The organism is Pseudomonas sp. R19M (genome assembly GCF_050312585.1).
Classification (GTDB): domain Bacteria; phylum Pseudomonadota; class Gammaproteobacteria; order Pseudomonadales; family Pseudomonadaceae; genus Aquipseudomonas; species Aquipseudomonas palleroniana.
The window spans coordinates 1-14,400 of sequence record NZ_JBNPJV010000078.1 but is presented as its reverse complement, the minus strand read 5'-3'; the positions used below and the strand labels follow the sequence as shown (position 1 = coordinate 14,400).

General features: G+C 60.0%; 18 protein-coding genes. 9 read left to right on the top strand and 9 right to left on the bottom strand.

The annotated features are described in order from the left end of the window. Window positions 1-111 precede the first annotated feature (111 nt). From ACQRBT_RS16790 to ACQRBT_RS16775, 4 genes are all read right to left on the bottom strand, one after another. On the bottom strand, window positions 112-303 hold the full coding sequence (locus tag ACQRBT_RS16790) for a PLDc N-terminal domain-containing protein (protein ID WP_003172956.1): 192 nt from the start codon (window positions 301-303) through the stop codon (window positions 112-114). A gap of 67 nt (window positions 304-370) precedes the next feature. Continuing rightward, a complete protein-coding gene (locus ACQRBT_RS16785; RefSeq protein WP_090369635.1) occupies window positions 371-901 on the bottom strand; it encodes a hypothetical protein in 531 nt (176 codons plus the stop codon). A gap of 41 nt (window positions 902-942) precedes the next feature. After that, a complete protein-coding gene (locus ACQRBT_RS16780) occupies window positions 943-1,458 on the bottom strand; it encodes an ankyrin repeat domain-containing protein (RefSeq protein ID WP_060755945.1) in 516 nt (171 codons plus the stop codon). 96 nt (window positions 1,459-1,554) lie between these two features. After that, the gene (locus tag ACQRBT_RS16775) at window positions 1,555-3,381 is read right to left on the bottom strand and encodes a long-chain-acyl-CoA synthetase (protein ID WP_412047798.1); all 1,827 of its coding nucleotides are present in this window, start codon (window positions 3,379-3,381) and stop codon (window positions 1,555-1,557) included. 393 nt (window positions 3,382-3,774) lie between these two features. On the opposite strand from ACQRBT_RS16775, the gene ACQRBT_RS16770 reads away from it, so the two are divergent. Beyond that, entirely contained in the window at window positions 3,775-4,053 is a 279-nt protein-coding gene (locus ACQRBT_RS16770; RefSeq protein WP_060755947.1) for a DUF3509 domain-containing protein, read from the top strand. A gap of 60 nt (window positions 4,054-4,113) precedes the next feature. On the opposite strand, the gene ACQRBT_RS16765 is transcribed toward ACQRBT_RS16770, so the two are convergent. The 4 genes from ACQRBT_RS16765 to aroC form a co-directional block, all read right to left on the bottom strand. Next, a complete protein-coding gene (locus tag ACQRBT_RS16765) occupies window positions 4,114-4,383 on the bottom strand; it encodes a response regulator transcription factor (protein WP_060755948.1) in 270 nt (89 codons plus the stop codon). A gap of 207 nt (window positions 4,384-4,590) precedes the next feature. After that, window positions 4,591-5,121, bottom strand: coding sequence for a 1,2-dihydroxy-3-keto-5-methylthiopentene dioxygenase (locus ACQRBT_RS16760; protein WP_412047797.1), 531 nt, complete (start codon window positions 5,119-5,121; stop codon window positions 4,591-4,593). Then, a complete protein-coding gene (locus ACQRBT_RS16755) occupies window positions 5,118-6,281 on the bottom strand; it encodes an MFS transporter (RefSeq protein ID WP_412047796.1) in 1,164 nt (387 codons plus the stop codon). Before ACQRBT_RS16755 ends, ACQRBT_RS16760 begins: the two co-directional genes overlap by 4 nt. A gap of 73 nt (window positions 6,282-6,354) precedes the next feature. Then, window positions 6,355-7,446 (bottom strand): chorismate synthase, encoded by a 1,092-nt coding sequence (gene aroC, locus ACQRBT_RS16750; protein ID WP_060755951.1) that lies wholly within the window; start codon window positions 7,444-7,446, stop codon window positions 6,355-6,357. A 143-nt stretch (window positions 7,447-7,589) separates the two neighbouring features. On the opposite strand from aroC, the gene ACQRBT_RS16745 reads away from it, so the two are divergent. Both ACQRBT_RS16745 and ACQRBT_RS16740 read left to right on the top strand, forming a co-directional pair. Continuing rightward, window positions 7,590-8,552 (top strand): alpha/beta hydrolase, encoded by a 963-nt coding sequence (locus ACQRBT_RS16745; protein ID WP_412047795.1) that lies wholly within the window; start codon window positions 7,590-7,592, stop codon window positions 8,550-8,552. A 99-nt stretch (window positions 8,553-8,651) separates the two neighbouring features. Further along, window positions 8,652-9,458, top strand: coding sequence for a hypothetical protein (locus ACQRBT_RS16740; protein ID WP_198763650.1), 807 nt, complete (start codon window positions 8,652-8,654; stop codon window positions 9,456-9,458). Window positions 9,459-9,533: 75 nt separating this feature from the next. On the opposite strand, the gene prmB is transcribed toward ACQRBT_RS16740, so the two are convergent. Continuing rightward, window positions 9,534-10,442, bottom strand: a complete 909-nt coding sequence (gene prmB / locus ACQRBT_RS16735; protein ID WP_060755954.1) for a 50S ribosomal protein L3 N(5)-glutamine methyltransferase — start codon at window positions 10,440-10,442, stop codon at window positions 9,534-9,536. Between the two features lie 238 nt (window positions 10,443-10,680). Between prmB and ACQRBT_RS16730 the strand changes: the two genes are divergently transcribed. The 6 genes from ACQRBT_RS16730 (at window position 10,681) to ACQRBT_RS16705 (ending at window position 14,273) form a co-directional block, all read left to right on the top strand. After that, window positions 10,681-11,271 carry a cysteine hydrolase family protein gene (locus ACQRBT_RS16730; RefSeq protein WP_060755955.1) on the top strand — a complete coding sequence of 197 codons (591 nt, stop codon included), beginning with the start codon at window positions 10,681-10,683 and terminating at the stop codon, window positions 11,269-11,271. Between the two features lie 140 nt (window positions 11,272-11,411). Further along, window positions 11,412-11,732 carry a hypothetical protein gene (locus ACQRBT_RS16725; protein ID WP_060755956.1) on the top strand — a complete coding sequence of 107 codons (321 nt, stop codon included), beginning with the start codon at window positions 11,412-11,414 and terminating at the stop codon, window positions 11,730-11,732. Window positions 11,733-11,807: 75 nt separating this feature from the next. Next, on the top strand, window positions 11,808-12,365 hold the full coding sequence (locus ACQRBT_RS16720) for a Smr/MutS family protein (RefSeq protein WP_090369615.1): 558 nt from the start codon (window positions 11,808-11,810) through the stop codon (window positions 12,363-12,365). Window positions 12,366-12,570: 205 nt separating this feature from the next. Beyond that, the gene (locus tag ACQRBT_RS16715; protein WP_198763653.1) at window positions 12,571-12,951 is read left to right on the top strand and encodes a DUF1090 family protein; all 381 of its coding nucleotides are present in this window, start codon (window positions 12,571-12,573) and stop codon (window positions 12,949-12,951) included. A 302-nt stretch (window positions 12,952-13,253) separates the two neighbouring features. Beyond that, a complete protein-coding gene (gene folE, locus ACQRBT_RS16710) occupies window positions 13,254-13,799 on the top strand; it encodes a GTP cyclohydrolase I FolE (RefSeq protein WP_003175229.1) in 546 nt (181 codons plus the stop codon). Between the two features lie 102 nt (window positions 13,800-13,901). After that, window positions 13,902-14,273, top strand: coding sequence for a glutathione S-transferase N-terminal domain-containing protein (locus ACQRBT_RS16705; RefSeq protein WP_244385380.1), 372 nt, complete (start codon window positions 13,902-13,904; stop codon window positions 14,271-14,273). The last annotated feature ends 127 nt before the right edge of the window (window positions 14,274-14,400 follow it).

Genomic DNA, 14,400 nt, shown 5'->3' with positions numbered 1-14,400 from the left:
GTAACAGTCAACGAATGTGTTAACTGAAACACCGCCATCGGGAGCAAGCCCCCTCCCACATTATTCACTGTAGCCATATATGGACTGTGGCCACTCCAATGGAGTGACTTGTCAGATCCGCACGTTGCCGCGCGGCCCGGCAATTGCCCAGATGATCAGGCCCAATACCGGCAGCAACAGGATCAACAAGATCCACAACACTTTGGCGCCCGTGCTCGCGCCGCTTTTGAACACGTTGATGATCGCCCAGATATCCAGCGCCAGAATGATCAGGCCGATCAGGCCATTAAAAGTGGAACCCATGGTGTCGCTCCTAAGTGAGGGCATGCACTTGTAGGATAGTCAGCCCTGGCAGGGGTTCCGTTTTATTTCAGACGTGTACGGCAACGCGCAGGGCTTCCAGGGACGGCTCGGCCTTGATCCCCACTTGCGCGCACAGTTCCAGCACCCGTGGCAGGTCGTTGCCGTACACCAGCACCGCCTGGATTTCGTCATCGAGCAATTGGCTGAAATTCATCAGCACGTAACCGCCCTCTTCCTGGCTGAGGGCACTCATCTGGATCTGAATGCGGTTCAGCGCGGTGAGATCGTCGGTCTTGGCCAGTTGCTTGGGTTTGAGGTTGAACGGCACGCCCGGACCGAACGAGGCAACGATCTGCGCAAACAGGTCGCCGTAGGTGTCGGCCTGGAACAGTGCAGTCTCCGGCAGGCTGCCGACCACCACCCACTCACCCAACGGGATAGGAAACGTATCGTCGTAGTTGATATCCGGGTTGGCGGCCAGAAAAGCCACAGGGTCGGCGTAGGCCTGGGCCGCCTCGTTGGCGATGCGCGCCACTTCGTCCTCGCCCATGACGCCGGCGCTGATTTTGCTGATGAGTTCGACGAGGGCGGTTTTCATGGGCGGATCCTGTGGCGGGCGGGTTTTCGAGGGCGCGTAGCCTACACCAGTTTCTGCAACTGCGCCGCCGTATCCACCGCCCCCATGGTCTGCGCCGCCGCCAGCGCGGTCGCGCCCTGGGCATCGACCGCCTTGGGGTCAGCGCCCTGGCCGAGCAGGTAATCGACCATTTCAACGCGATTGAACATCGCCGCCATCATCAACGCCGTGCGGCCGTCCGAGGACGCGGCATCCACTGGCGTGCCGCCTTCGATCAGCGCCTTGACCACCGGCAGGTTGCCCTTGAACGCTGCGCCGGCGATCGGCAGTTGGTTCTTGTCATTGGCGATCTGCGGGTCAGCCTTGAATTCCAGCAGCACCTTAACCGCCTCGGCATGACCATGGTAGGCCGCGAGCATCAGCAACGTGTCGCCGTTATGGTTGCGAAAGTTGGCCGGCAAGCCTTTCGCCAGCAACGCCGCGAGCATGGCGGCATCGCCTTTGCGGGCCACATCGAAGACCTGTTCGGCAAATTCGGCGGCTTCGTCTTCGGTCATTTGTTTGGCGTGGTCTGACATGCGAGGGCTCCATAAGGGGTGCTGTATAGGGTGCCAGTGTGGCGGCTGAGTTCCTCACGGTCATGGCTTTTTTGTCAAAAGCCCTCATAGGCAGAATCAATAGCGGAACTGGCCACCCTGAATCTGCGCCAGCAATTGCCCGGTCATCGGCACGTAGCAGTCCGAACCCGGCAGCCACGCGTAGACAGGATCATTGCCCGACTTGCCAGGGTCGAAGGCCTCTTCCTTGAGCTTGACCTTCTGGTATTTGAAAGTGCCGGTGGTTTCCATCTGCACCTTGATCCGCAGGAACAACGGTACTGCATAGTGTGGCAACTGGCCGTGGGCGAATTGCAGCAACTCACGCATATCCAATGACGCCAAGGACTCGCTGGGCGTGATCGCGACCATGCCCGCACGGCCATTGGTGTTTTCGATCTCGACGCCGTAGGCCACCACTTCGGCGATCTGCGGGTGCTGCAGCAGCACGTTCTCCACTTCGGTGGTCGACACATTTTCGCCCTTCCAGCGATAGGTATCGCCGAGGCGGTCGACGAATTGCGCATGGCCGAAGCCGATACTGCGCAACAAGTCACCCGTGTTGAAATAGCGGTCACCCTTCTCGAACACGTCGGTGAGCACCACCTTGCGGTTCTTCTCCGGGTCGGTGTAGCCGTCGAAGGGCGACTTTTCATCGATCCTGGCCAGCAGCAACCCCTGCCCGCCCGTTTGCACCTTGCGCATCAAGCCGTCGTGGCCACGCAGCGGCTCGCCCGAGTCGTGGGCGTAGTCCACCAGCGCCCAGTGCTGCAGGCAAAAACCGATGGTATTGTCGAAATTCAAGACATTGGTGAAGCCGATGTTGCCATCACTGGCGGCATAGAGTTCACAGACGTGCTCAACCCCGTAGCGTTGCTTGAACTGCGCCCACACCCCCGGACGCAAACCGTTGCCAACCATCTTGGTCACCCGATTGTCGCGGTCTTGCGCGCTGGGCGGCTGGTCGAGCAGGTAACGGCACAGCTCACCGACATAGCCCAGGGTGGTCGCGTTGAATTTGCGCGCATCGTCCCAGAACTGGCTGGCGCTGAATTTGCGGCGAATGGCGAACCCCGACGCCCCGACGATCGCCGAACCCCAGCACACACACAAGCCGGTGCCGTGATACAGCGGCAAGGTGCAATACAGGACGTCGTCCGTGCCCATGTCCAGGGCAATGCTGCCGAAGCTGACGGCGGTTTTGGTCCAGCGCCCGTGTTTCATGATCCCGGCCTTGGGTAAACCGGTGGTCCCGGAGGTGTAGATATAGAAGCAGGGATCGTTGCAGAAGATGTGCCCGGTGCTGTCGGGGTTGTCCACCGAACAGCCGACGCTGGCGGCCATCAGGTCGACATAGCCATCCGGTACCGAGCTCGTGGCTTGATCCGCGACAAACCAGGTCCTGGCCGCTTCGATCGCTACCTGATCACGCACCGCCGTGTGAGCGGCCACCAACTCTGCGCCCACGACGATCGCCACCGGGCTTACCAGGTTCAGGCTGTGCACCAGCGTCGCCTGGGTTTGGGACGTATTGAGCATGGCGCAAACCCCGCCCAGCTTGGCCACGGCTAGCACGGTCAGGAGCAATTCGGGACGGTTTTCGATAAACACGGCAACCACATCCCCCTTGGCGACGCCCTGGGCGCGCAGGTGGTGCGCAATACGGTTGGCGCGCTGGTTGGTTTCGCTGTAACTGAGCACACTGTCGCCGTACAACAGTGCGGCGCCGTGTGGATTGCGCAGCACCGCCTGTTCGAAATGCCAACCGAGCCCGCAAGGCTGTCGGGGGTCAGTGACATTCGCCGCACGCATGCCCCGCACCACCCGTGGCAGGGCTCGAACGATGGCAGGCACCTTACGCAGCATCATGCCCCAGGTGATCATGTCGTCTTGCTGATGGCTCATGGCGGACGTCCTTTTTCTTATTCTTGGTCTGACCCACAACAACGCTGCTCCTGTAGGCAGGAGCCCAAACGTCTTGCAGGAAAATACGCCAGCGATTCTGTGGGTGTACACGCAGGATTTGAAAAGTTTTGTATCCCGGCCAGGCAAGACACAAAAACGGAATTTTGCGGCGAGCCAGCAGTCATTAACCGTAAGCGCAGTACGAAATGTTCGGCCTCGATAACGCAAAATGCAGGATGCACGATGGCCATTCATGCAAATTGCACGAAACCGAAAATTTAGAAATTTTATAACTTATTGATTTATAAAGACTTTTTAAGCATCTCAATACTGGCACAATCACTGCACCTATCACTCCATGCTTGCCCACTTGAGCCAACGGAGCTGATAGACATGAGCCTGATCCAAGACAAATTCGCCTCTGTATTCTCCCAATACGAAGTCACCACTCAGCCGCGTCCCGATGGCGGTATCCTGTTGACCCTGCGCAACAGCGAAGGTAAACAGGTCAAGCGTTCGATTTCCTATCAGCAACTGCACACCGCCGATCAACTGACCTGGGTGATCAGCGCTATTCGCCGTGACCTGGCCGAACAAGCCAGTGAGCTACCGCAGATTTCGATGCTGCAAAGCCAGAACCGCTTTGCCCTGCCGACTTACCATTCGGCATAAACCCCACGTATAAAAAAGGGCCGCGACGCCATCCAGCGTCGCGGCCCTTTTTGCTGTGCGTCAGCATAAGCCCTGGCGGGCGGCTTCGTTCATCGCCTGTACCCGGTTGGTCACGTCCAACTTGCCATAGATGTTGCGCAGGTGGAATTTCACCGTCGCTTCGGAAGTGGCGCGGATCTGGCTGATCTCCCACACCGTCTTGCCCTCCGAGGCCCAGCGCAGGATCTCCAGTTCCGCTGGGGTCAAAGGTTTGCCGGACAAACTCATGCGCTTTCTGATCGCCGTCGGCAGGCTGACCAGCGGGTGACCTGACTTGACGGGGCCACTCATTGCTCTCTCCTTTGGTTTACAGAATCCCTGTCACCCTTCGGATTCCTCCTATTGACAGGCGACATAAACATCGAATCTGGAGAGAGTTACATAACGAATGGAATGAAAGCGCAGAACACAAAATAAACAGTCAAACCTTACAAGCAATTAAGCTTGTTCCCACAGCAATTTCAAACTTACCGGGGTTGAACATTCAAATACTGGTGGTTAGTCATCCAACCCTGGAGAAAGACGTGCAAGGGTGTCACCGGTAAAATCAGGCACTTGCCCTTCAACCGTGTTGAACAAGCGCAGCGTCACACAGTGCGGGTTGTCCCCCATGTCGAACCAATGGGGCAGGCCGGCGGGGATCACCAGCAGGTCATTTTTTTCACAGCGCACGCCGTACACGTAGTCGCCAACGTGCAGGCTGAACAGGCCTTGGCCCGCGATGAAGAAACGCGCTTCATCTTCGCTGTAACGGCGCTCGTCAAGGAACTGGGCGCGCAACTCATCCTTCTGTGGGTGGTCACGGGTCACGCTGGCCACCTCTGCGGCCGCATAGCCCAGGGTGTCGATCTGGGGCTGATAGGCCGCGATCATGGCCGTGTCGCTGGCGCCCTTTTCAATGACGCCAGGCTGCCAGCGCTCAAACCGCACGCCGTGTTCAGCCAGGGTCGAGCGGATATCGTCAAAGTGGGTCAACACCTTGTTCGGGGTATCGGGTGTGGCGACGGGGTAGACGGCTACATAACTCATTGCACGGTTCCTTGGTTCGGCTCTTGCAATCGAAGGCCCATGATAACGGCAGCGGCCAGGGCTGCGACGCTGGCAATACTAAAGGTGAAGGTCGGCCCCAACAGGTTCCAGCTGTAACCGGAGTACAGGGCGCCGACCGCCCCGCCCGTGCCGGCCAAGGCTGCGTACAATGCCTGGCCCTGGCCTTGCTGGCGGTCGCCGAAGCTGCGTTGCACAAAGGCAATCGCCGCGGCATGAAAACTGCCGAACGTGGCGGCGTGCATCACTTGCGCCAGCAACAGCACCCAGAAAAACTCAGCCAGTGTCCCCAGCAGCAACCAGCGCAGCGCTGCCAACAGGAAACTGGCCAGCAGCACCCGGCGTACCGAAAAGCGCGCGAGGATGCGGCTCATGGCCAGGAACATCAGTACTTCGGCGACCACCCCCATCGCCCACAGCAGGCCGATCACACCTCGGCTGTAGCCCAAGTGTTCAAGGTGCAGCGTGAGGAACGTGTAATACGGCCCGTGGCTCATTTGCATCAAGGCCACGCAGAGATAAAACGCCAGCACCTCAGGACTGCGCAATTGCCTGAGAAACCCGTCACCGGCCAGGCGGTTGCCCTGGGCGGCTGGCTGCGCGTTGGGCACCCACAGGCTGGCGCCGATGATGCCGGCCATGATCACCACGACCACCACCGGGTAAATATCCAGGCTCAGCCAGTCGAACAGGCGCCCCATGATGACCACGGTCAGGATGAAACCGATGGAGCCCCACAGGCGGATCTGACTGTAACGCGAGGTCTGTTTTTGCAGGTGGGCCAGGGTGATCACTTCAAACTGCGGCAGTACCGCGTGCCAGAAGAACGCATGCAGCGCCATCACCATGGCCAGCCAGGCGTAGGTCTTGCTGACGAATATCAGTGAAAAGCTCGCCAGGGTGCACACCGCGCCAAACCGCACGATGGCCAGCCGCCGGCCACTGTAGTCGCCGAGCCAGCCCCACAGGTTCGGCGCCACGCAGCGCATCAACATGGGGATGGCCACCAATTCGCCGATCCGTGCGCTGGGGAAACCCAGGTGATCGAAGTACAACGCCAGGAATGGCGCCGTCGCCCCAAGCAGGGCGAAATAGAACAGGTAGAAGCTGGAGAGGCGCCAGTATGGGAGGACGGGACTCATGCGTAGGGCTGCTTCGCGGCCCAGCTCGAGCAAGCTCGCTCGCCACAGGAAGCTCGCTCAACAGCACTGGACGTCACAGCTGGCCCAGCACCGGGGTACTCACCTGTACATCGGCGTTCTGCCCACGATTGCGCAGCAGGTGGTCCATCAGCACGATGGCCATCATCGCCTCGGCGATCGGTGTGGCGCGGATGCCCACGCACGGGTCATGACGGCCCTTGGTGATCACGTCCACCGGGTTGCCGTGCACGTCGATCGAACGGCCAGGCGTGGTGATGCTCGATGTGGCCTTGAGCGCCAGGTGCGCAACAATCGGCTGGCCGGAAGAAATACCGCCGAGGATGCCGCCTGCGTTGTTGCTCAGGAAACCTTGTGGCGTCAGTTCATCACGATGCTCGGTGCCGCGCTGGGACACGCAGGCGAAACCGGCGCCGATTTCCACGCCCTTCACCGCGTTGATGCTCATCAGGGCGTGGGCCAGCTCGGCGTCCAGGCGGTCGAAGATCGGCTCGCCCAGGCCCGGCTTGACGCCCTCGGCGACCACGGTGATCCGGGCGCCGACGGAGTCCTGATCGCGGCGCAACTGGTCCATGTAGGCTTCCAGTTCCGGCACCTTGTCCGGGTCGGGGCTGAAGAAGGCGTTGTCTTCAACGCTGTCCCAGGTCTTGAACGGGATTTCGATCGGGCCCAGTTGGCTCATGTAGCCACGGATGACGATGCCCTGGGTGGCCAGGTATTTCTTGGCGATGGCACCGGCCGCCACGCGCATTGCGGTTTCGCGGGCCGAGCTGCGGCCACCGCCGCGGTAGTCGCGTTCGCCGTATTTGTGATGGTAGGTGTAGTCGGCGTGGGCCGGGCGGAACAGATCCTTGATCGCCGAGTAGTCCTTGGACTTCTGGTCGGTGTTGCGGATCAACAGGCCGATGGCGCAACCGGTGGTGCGGCCTTCGAAGACGCCGGAAAGGATTTCGACTTCGTCGGGCTCTTGACGCTGGGTGGTGTGACGGCTGGTGCCGGGCTTGCGGCGGTCCAGGTCGCGCTGCAAGTCCTCCAGGGACAGCTCGAGGCCAGGCGGGCAGCCGTCGACAATGGCGACCAACGCCGGACCATGGCTTTCGCCCGCGGTGGTGACAGTGAACAGCTTGCCGAAGGTATTGCCGGACATGCAGGGCGCTCCGTGAAATCAGTTGAATCAAGTCAACCGTAATAACTTAAGGCGGCCAGTATACGCAGGCTATCGGACTAGTTCATCCTCGAAACCTTACCGGTAGACGTTGGTCCAACCGGCACCTTCCTGATAATGGCGCGATGATGCTACGAGTTTTGCTTTTGACCCTCACCCTGTTTTCCAGCCTTGGCTTCGCCGCCTCCCCTGTCGTGCTGCAACGGCCTATCAGCCTGGACACCGGCAGCGGCGAGTTATTCGGTTCGCTCCTGCTGCCCAAATCCGACAAGCCGGTGCCGGTGGTACTGATCATCGCCGGCTCCGGCCCCACTGACCGCAACGGCAACAGCGCCGACGGCGCACGCAACGACAGCCTCAAGCGCCTGGCCTGGGTGCTGGCCCGCAATAACCTTGCCAGCGTGCGCTACGACAAGCGCGGGGTGGCCGCCAGCCTCGCCGCAACCCCGGACGAGCGCAACCTGACCCTCGACGCCTATGTGGCCGACGCCGTGGCCTGGGGCAAGCTGCTCAAGCACGACACCCGCCTGGGCCCGCTGATCGTGCTGGGCCATAGCGAAGGTGCACTGGTAGCCGCCCTCGCCGCGCCGCAACTTGACCCGGCGGGCGTCATATCCCTCTCCGGCAGCGCCCGGCCGGTCGACCAGGTGATTCGCCAGCAACTGGCCAACCATCTACCTCCGGCCCTGTTGTTGCGCAGTAATGAGATCCTCGATCACCTCAAGGCCGGTCAAGTGGATGCCGATGTGCCTCGCCCGCTGGAAGGTATTTTCCGACCCAGCGTGCAGCCTTACCTGATCAGCCTGTTTCGCGCCGATCCTTCGGCCGCGTTCGCCAGATTGAAGATGCCGGCGCTGATCATCCAGGGTACCCACGATATTCAGGTCGGCGTCGCCGATGCCCAACTGTTGAAAAAAGCCAAGCCGGACGCGCAACTCACGGTAATCGAGGGGATGAACCACGTGATGCGCATCATCCCCAAGGATGTGAAGGAACAACTGGAGTCCTACAACGACCCGCAACTGCCCCTCGCGGCCGAGCTGGGCCAGCGCATCGTGCGCTTTATCGACGGACTTGGGCCCCGTTAAGCGACTATTTGCCTCCAGTCCTGAAGAACGCGGCCGATAAGCCCAGAGTCGACAGTAAAAAGACTGCCGACTCGCAAGGCTTGGACAGGATCGCACCGCATGACAACCACCGAAGCTACACCAGAACCTACCGCCGACACCCCGGCTGAAAAAACCGAGGCCGTCGAGGCGGCGGCGCTGCCGTGGGCGGACGTACAGGCCGAACATTTCAAGATGCTGCGCCTGGCGCCGCTGGCCACGGACCGCGCGACCGGCGCACGGCCCTTGCGCTTTGTGCAGTTCGGTTATGCCGAGCGCCACGACAAACATCGCAGCCTGTTGCGCATGGTCATCCAGTTGCCGGCGCAACGCGTGCGCCGTGAGCAGAACCACCTGGATATCTGGGTCGATCACGATACCCACCGCGTGCACTTCGGCCCGGGCAACAGCCTGGAAATCGAACCGGCCAACCGTGGCCTCGGCCGTTTCCTGGTCGCCCAGGGCGCGGCATGGGCCAAAAAGAAGTGGTCACACTACCGCGTCGACGGCGTGGACCTGGCCAACAAAGACGCCCTGAATGAAGCCACGCGCCTGCGTCGTGATCATTTCCTGCGCATCCAGGGTTTTGACGTGGCCTACGCCGACGTACAGCACCTCAAAGGCAACGTGCAGCCGGGCAAAGTCAGCGAAGTACTCGACAGCTGGAACACCGAGAAGGTGCAGTTCGTGGAGATTCTCGAGGCCGCACAGATGCTGCAACAGGCCGAGCACAACCTGGCCGAGCATGAAGTGAAGTTGCGCAAGGAAGAGGAGAAGGTCACCAAGTTCAAGCGTGAGGACAGCGGGTTGCGCTTCACCATCACTTGCCTGGTTGCGTTTACCGTGTTTCAGGCAGGCTTGCTGATCTGGATTGCCACGCACCGCTGACAGCGGGATGAAATGCAATAAACAGTGGGAGGGGGCTTTCCCCCTCCCACATTGATCGGGGTCACACTGACCGGCTTAGACCCTGGCAGCAAACACTGCCTGATGCGCCCGGCACTGTTCTGCCGTGAGCATGAATACGCCGTGGCCACCGCGCTGGAAATCCAGCCAGGCGAAGTCCACTTCCGGGTACAACGCCTCGACGTGCACCTGGCTGTTGCCGACCTCGACGATCAGCAAGCCCTTCTCGGTCAAGTGGTCCGCCGCCTCGGCCAGCATGCGCCGCACCAGGTTCAAGCCATCATCACCGCAAGCCAGGCCCAGCTCCGGCTCGTGCTGGTATTCCTCCGGCATGTCGGCAAAATCTTCAGCATCCACATACGGTGGGTTGGACACGATCAGGTCGAACCGCTGACCCGGCAGGCCGTCAAAGCCATCCCCTTGCACGGTGTAGACACGCTCATCGACGCCATGGCGCTCGATGTTCTGGTTGGCGACTTCCAATGCCTCAAAAGACAAGTCGGCCAACACCACCTCGGCCTCCTGGAATTCATAAGCACAAGCAATACCAATGCAGCCGGAGCCCGTACACAGGTCGAGAATGCGCGCCGGTGGCTGGGCCAACCAGGGTTCGAAGCGGTTTTCGATCAGTTCGCCGATCGGCGAGCGCGGGATCAACACGCGCTCGTCGACGATAAACGACAGGCCACAGAACCAAGCCTCTTTCAGCAGGTAAGCCGTGGGTAGACGCTCGTGGATGCGGCGATGCAACAAACGCTGCACATGGGAGATTTCCTCTTCTTCGAGGTTGCAGTCCAGGTAGCTGTCGGCAATTTCCCAGGGCAGGTGCAAGGCGCCGAGCACCAATTGCCGGGCTTCGTCCCAGGCATTGTCGGTGCCATGGCCGAAAAACAGATCTTCCCCATGGAAACGGCTGACAGCCCAACGGATATGGTCGCGCAAAGTGCGCAGGCGGGATGTAATCACGGGGCAGACTCCTGGAAAAAACGACTGGCGATTCTAACAGCCTTCGCCTGTCCCTTCGATGTACGAAAACACCTCACCACCCGTCGGATTTCATTCCATTTGCCATCATTGGACTCAACAAGCCACCCTCTTGACATCGCTGCACGTCAACAACGGCGTACCTTACGATGGTAGCGATTCACAGAACCGCTCAGCCAGTGGACAATGTCACAAAAGCCCCCCTCACAGGAGCCCCAGAATGTCCGTTCCAAAGACGATGTTTCAACTCAGCGGTCGTGGTTATGCAGCAGCCAACCTGAATCATGCGACCCTCGTGATCATCGACGCCCAAAAGGAATACCTCAGCGGTCCGCTTGCCCTCTCCGGCATGGATGCAGCCGTCAGTCATATCAAGCAACTGGTGTCATCAGCCCGCAACGCCGGGCGCCCGATCGTGCATGTGCGCCACCTGGGTACCGTCGGCGGCCTCTTTGACCCGCAAGGCGAGCGCGGCGAATTCATTCCGGGCCTGGAACCGCTCGGTGACGAAACCGTTATCGGCAAGCTGTTGCCCAGCGCCTTCCACGGGACCGGCCTGGAAAAACACCTGCAGGACCTTGGCTCCCTGGACTTGATCGTCTGCGGTTTCATGAGCCACTCCAGCGTCAGCACCACCGTGCGCGCCGCCAAGAACCTGGGCTTTCGCTGCACCCTGGTGGAAGACGCCTGCGCCACCCGCGACCTGCCTTACAAAGGTGGCGTCCTGAGTGCCGAGCACGTGCAACAGACCGAAATGGCCATCATGGCCGACAACTTTGCGACCTTGGCGTTGACCAAAGATCTGATCTGATCGACATCTGATGAGCGGCGTGGCGTGTTAATCGCCCCGCTCATCCGCAATGCCCTCTCATTTGGCGCATTTACCTCTCTCCCAGGAACAAGTTGTGTATCTTCCGGTCGAAGGGCCGATACCCTGGAGGAAAGGTCGGAATGAAGATATCCGATGGTTTTGATGCTCGTCGCTTGCGCCCCAAGGGCCCGAGCAACTGGCGTCTGCGCCTGGTCGCCGGCTTTGCCGCGCTGTTGGCGATAGTAGGTCTGCTGTTGGCCGGCGCTGGTGGTGCCGGTTTGTCGGGGCACTCACCCGCCCTGGGTGAGCTGAATACCAGCCCTGGCGGTTCGGCCATTTTGTTGGTCACCGGCCTGTTGGTGCTGTGGTTGGGCGTGTGGTTGTGGCGTCGCAGCCGTCGACGGATGCGCCAACCCTTGTCTCTGAACATCGCTGCACACCTGATGAAAAAGCACGACTGATGGCGCTTGGATAGCGTTTCCTGCGCCCTGGCCGCCGCGATTTAGGTAAACTGCCCGCCCTTCGCGGAGGCCGACATGCAAGACGACGATTTTTCCCTGTTCAAAAACGAGCTGCGCGGCGTCAAGCCGATCAAGCACGACCGCGCCGACACCGGCAAACCCAAGACCGACCGGGCGCAGATTGCCAAGTTGCGCCAGGCCGCGACCGTGCGCACCGATGCCACCACGGTCGACGGTCTGTCTGACCAGTTCGTGATCGATGTCGGCCCCGAAGACGAGTTGATGTGGGCCCGCGACGGCGTGCAGGAAAGCCAGATGCGCAAGCTCAAGGTCGGGCAGATCCCGTTCGAAGGCAGCCTTGACCTGCACGGCATGAACGTCGAAAAAGCCCGCGAAACCCTCTGGGCCTTCCTGGCCGAAGCGACGAAATTCGAAATCCGTTGCGTGCGCGTCACCCACGGCAAGGCGGTGCGGCTCGACGGCAAGCGTCCGATGATCAAGAGCCACGTCAACACCTGGCTGCGCCAGCACCCCCAGGTACTCGGTTTTACCTCATGCCAGGCCCGCCACGGCGGCGCCGGCGCGGTGTATGTAATGCTCAAGCGCACCATGATGGAAGGGCGCGACGAGTAACCGGAATAAGGCGAAAACCCTGAGTTGTTCGTTTTTCGTAGCGGCCGGATAACGTGAAAGGCCGCACATTTACGAAAATCGAATATTGAAGCTCAAAAATTGACCAAATAGTATTTCGCTCCAACCGAGCGCTCACCTTATGGATATCGTCCTGCACCCGCTCGGTGCCCAGGTTTGTGCGGACGATTAAACATTGAGGTTTGCCATGCGTCTTTCCAAGCTCGCTCCATCCGCAGCACTGCTGAGTCTGATCTGCCTCCCCATCCATGCCGCTGACTTGACCGCACTGACGGGCGCGCTCTCGTCTGCTCTGGGTGGAGCAAACTCCAACAACAACACCAACAACGCCAGTATCGCCTCCTGCCAGCAACAGATCCGCGACCTGCAGGCAAACCTCAACGCGGCGAATGCCAAGGGCGATACGTTGCGCGCCAGCGCGTTTCAAGCCGCGCTGACGCAGACAAACAAAACCTGCAGCAATACCGGCTATAACGCCCAGGCCCAAGTAAACACCGACCCACAGCGACAGCAAAACGTGAATAAGGCCGCCGATGCGATCAATGCCATCGGCGGCCTTTTCAAATAAGCCCTGAGTCATCTGAAAAGCCCGCGATTGCGGGCTTTTTTTCAACTGCAAACTGGCTGGTCACGAGCAGCAGGTGCGTCACGCTACCGCACCGAAAAACGGGCATCCGGACGCATGCAGAAGGGGTTTTCGGACCGACAAACCCTGCACGCGGCGCTCGTCGCATTGAAGGGCAATACAACTGCCGCCACACTTACGCTACCATGTGCCCAATGGCAGGTATGAACCAACGCTTGATTGGTAAACATTTTTGGTACAGGCAGAAACCGTACCCTTCTAGAACCCATACGGAATAAAGCTCTGTGACATTGGAACAGAATTACACCGCGATCCTCGGCCAGCTCGGCGAGGACGTTTCCCGCGAGGGCCTGCTCGACACGCCAAAGCGTGCCGCCAAGGCGATGCAGTACCTTTGCCGCGGCTATGAACAGACCCTGGAAGAAGTCACCAACGGTGCCTTGTTCAGCTCTGACAACAGCGAAATGGTGCTGGTCAAGGACATCGAGTTGTACTCGCTGTGCGAACACCACCTGTTGCCGTTTATCGGCAAGGCCCATGTTGCCTACATCCCGAGCGGCAAAGTGCTAGGCCTGTCGAAGGTCGCGCGGATTGTCGACATGTATGCGCGTCGCCTGCAGATCCAGGAAAACCTCAGCCGCCAGATAGCCGATGCCGTGTTGCAAGTCACAGGCGCCCTGGGCGTGGCGGTGGTGATCGAGGCCAAGCACATGTGCATGATGATGCGCGGTGTGGAGAAACAGAATTCATCGATGATCACTTCGGTGATGCTCGGTGAATTCCGCGAAAACGCGGCCACCCGCAGCGAATTCCTCAGCCTGATCAAATAACAGGTTGGGTAAGAAAAAACCGGCATTCATCGCCGGTTTTTTTTCGCCCGCAAAATTCAGGTAAGCTGCGGCCCCTTCTGTATCGGGCAAGAGGTTTCAGCCATGTTCGTCAAAGCACTTCGAGTGGGCCTCGGCCACGTCATCATCGCGGGCGACTTGCTTACCCGTCCGCGCAAAAAGCAGCGTTCCGCCGAACAACAGGCCACGGTCAACGCCGCCGCCAAGGACCTGACCCTGTATCAGTTCCATGCCTGCCCGTTCTGCGTGAAGACCCGTCGCACCCTGCACCGCCTGAATGTGCCGGTGGCGTTGAAGGACGCGAAGAATAACGAGCACGACCGCCAGACCCTGCTGGAACAAGGGGGCAAGATCAAAGTGCCGTGCCTGCGCATTGAAGAAAACGGCGAGACCACCTGGATGTATGACTCCAAGGTGATCATCGATTACCTGGACAAGCGTTTCGCCGCGATCTGACTGACCGATACCGATCAAATAGTGGGAGAGGGCTTGCCCTAACACCAGTCAGTTAAGGCTTAACGCTGTCACTGTGGGAGGGGGCTTGCTCCCGATAGCGGTGTGTCAGTCACGGTTTCTGAACCTG